We start from the raw sequence: 2,821 nt of genomic DNA, 5'->3' as shown, positions 1-2,821 counted from the left end.
ACTCCCCCCTCCCTACCTCTGGACTCCACTCTCCCCGCAACGAGTTAAGGGCTGCTCGCCCTTAACAATTCCAAAGAGGAAGTCGAAGCACAAAAATGCTAGCCGCTTCGCTAAACGCATTTTTTTGTGCTTCTCCCATTTACGGCTCCGCCGATGATTTTACCTTCCTGCTGAGCTTCACGCCTTTCAAGAACGTAACACCAGCTGCGAAGCAGCAAATCGGAGAAACGAGAAAAAAGCGTTTAGCGAAGCGGCCAGCTTTTTTCCGTTTCGACTACTCCTCCGGGATTATCAAGGGCGAGCAGCCCTTGATTCGTGCCTCCCGCGCCTCGAAAGTAGCGGGTGCTTTTCTGGTTCTCTTTTGGCACGCAAAAGAGAACTTAGCCCCGCGTAACCGCGCTCTAACCCCGCGCCGCCAGCGCAATACTCAGCTGCGCCACATCCGAGGGCGACACGCCCGGGATACGTCCCGCCTGCCCCAGATTCTTCGGACGGATGCGGGCCAACTTCTCACGGGCTTCCAGCGTCAGGCCGGTGAGACCCTCGTAGGAAAAATCCTCCGGGATGAGGGTCTTTTCGTGGCGGGCCACCTCGTGGATCATCCGGTCCTGCCGGGCGATGTAGCCCGCATACTTGATCTCCGTTTCCAGCCGCTCCGCCAGCATGGGGGTCACGCCCTCGCCCCAGCCGATGATGCCCGCAACGAGCGGGTAATCGATCTCCGGGCGGCGCAGCAGCTCTTCGGCAATGCCGCCCTCTGCGGCCGGGGCAAGGCCCGCCGCCTTCATGGCTTCCTGCAGGTCTGCCGTCCGCAGATGGGCGTCATGCAGGCGGCGGCGCTCGGTGTCCAGCACCACCTGCGTCTGCTGGTACTTTGTCCAGCGGTCGTCCTGCACGAGGCCGTACTCCCTGCCGATGGGCGTCAGACGGGTGTCGGCATTGTCCTGCCGGAGGGTCAGCCGGTACTCGCTGCGGCTGGTCATCATCCGGTAGGGGTCCATGACGCCCTTGGTCACGAGGTCGTCCACCAGTGTGCCGAGATAGCTGGACTGCCGGGGCAGGATCAGCTGGCTCTCGCCCAGCGCCTTCCGGGCGGCGTTCAGACCGGCCAGAAGTCCCTGCGCGGCTGCCTCCTCATAGCCAGAGGTGCCATTGAACTGTCCCGCGCCGTAGAGGCCTCGCACCACCTTGCTTTCCAGCGTAGCCTCAAGGCTCGTGGGGTCTACGCAGTCGTATTCGATGGCATAAGCCGGGCGCATGATCTCGATCTGCTCAAAGCCCTTGATGCTCCGGTAGAATGCATTCTGCACGTCCTCCGGCAGGCTGCTGGACGCGCCCTGCAAGTACATCTCCTCGGTGTTCTCGCCGCAGGGTTCCACAAAGATGGGGTGACGCTCCTTCCCTGCGAACCGCACCACCTTGTCCTCGATGGACGGGCAGTAGCGCGGGCCGACGCCCTCGATCATACCACCGTAAAGGGGGCTGCGCTGGATGTTGTCCAGAATGATCCGATGGGTCTCGGGGTTGGTGTAGGCGATCCAGCACTCCACCTTATTGTGCATGGGCGCATCGGTCATAAAGCTGAAAGGCTGCAGCTCGTTGTCTGGGTCTCCGGGCTGGCATTCCAGCTGGGAGAAATCAATGCTCCGCCGATGCACCCGGGCAGGCGTACCGGTCTTGAACCGGCGCAGCGGCAGACCGGCGGCTTTCAGGCTCTCAGTCAGGGCGTTGGCGGCGTGCATCCCGTCGGGGCCGGAGGCATACCACGCATCGCCCACAAAAATTTTGCCGCCGAGGTTGGTGCCGGTGGCGATGACCACACATTTCGCGCCATATTCCCCGTTCAGCTGGGTGACAACGCCCTTCACGCGGCCATCCTCCACCTCGACAGAGACCACCTCTGCCTGATGGATGGCAAGGCCCGGCGTCAGCTCAAGGGCGTGCTTCATATATTCGTGGTAACGCTTGCGGTCGGTCTGGACGCGCAGGGCGTGGACGGCAGGGCCTTTGCCCTTGTTGAGCATCCGGCTCTGTAAATAGGTGGCGTCTGCCGCCAGACCCATCACGCCGCCCAGTGCATCCAATTCGCGTACCAGCGTACCTTTTGCCGTTCCGCCGATGCTGGGGTTGCAGGGCATATTGCCGATGGCGTCCAGACTCAGGGTGAACACTGCCGTTTTTGCGCCCAGCATCGCGGCGGCGTGGGCCGCTTCGATGCCCGCATGACCGGCACCGATGACGATAACGTCGTAGTCTCCTAAATGGTTCATTGCTGTCTATTTTTCCTCGATCGATTTTTCGTAAAGCGAAGTTCTTTTTGTATACCAGAATAGAACCAGAAATGGTTCTTGCGCTGGGGCAGATTGCTGTTGCAGTAGGGCTAGGATTTCTTTAAGTGGGATTTCGCGCTGGTGGCGCGGATTAAAGCGCTTTTTCATTAAGGCTAATGTTCTCTTTTGCGTGCCAAAAGAGAACCAGAAAAGCACCAGCGATTTCGACGCGCTGGATCCACGAGAAAGGGGCTGCTCGCCCCTTTCAGACCCCGAAGGAGTTGTCGAAGCACAAAAATGCTAGCCGCTTCGCTAAACGCATTTTTTGTACTTCTCCGGTTTACGGCTCCGCCGATGGTGTTACGTTTTCGCAGAACTTTACGTTCTGCAAGGGCGTAAAGTCTGCTGCGAAGCAGCAAATGGGAGAAACGAGAAAAAAGCGTTAAGCGCAGCGGCTAGCTTTTTTCCGTTTCAACTTCCACATTGGAATTGTTAAGGGCGAGCAGCCCTTAACTCGTTGCGGGGAGAGTGGAGTCCAGAGGTAGGGAGGG

1 protein-coding gene is annotated in these 2,821 nt (G+C 59.4%); it reads right to left on the bottom strand.

The features are described 5' to 3' along the window. Positions 1-401: 401 nt before the first annotated feature. Positions 402-2,270: a tRNA uridine-5-carboxymethylaminomethyl(34) synthesis enzyme MnmG gene (gene mnmG / locus LKD23_RS12685; protein ID WP_227621936.1), complete on the bottom strand. Its 1,869-nt coding sequence runs from the start codon at positions 2,268-2,270 to the stop codon at positions 402-404. Positions 2,271-2,821: the final 551 nt, after the last annotated feature.

The sequence above is a fragment of the Faecalibacterium butyricigenerans genome (assembly GCF_020687345.1).
GTDB classification, from domain to species: Bacteria; Bacillota; Clostridia; order Oscillospirales; family Ruminococcaceae; genus Faecalibacterium; species Faecalibacterium butyricigenerans.
This window is presented reverse-complemented; position numbering and strand designations above follow the sequence as displayed.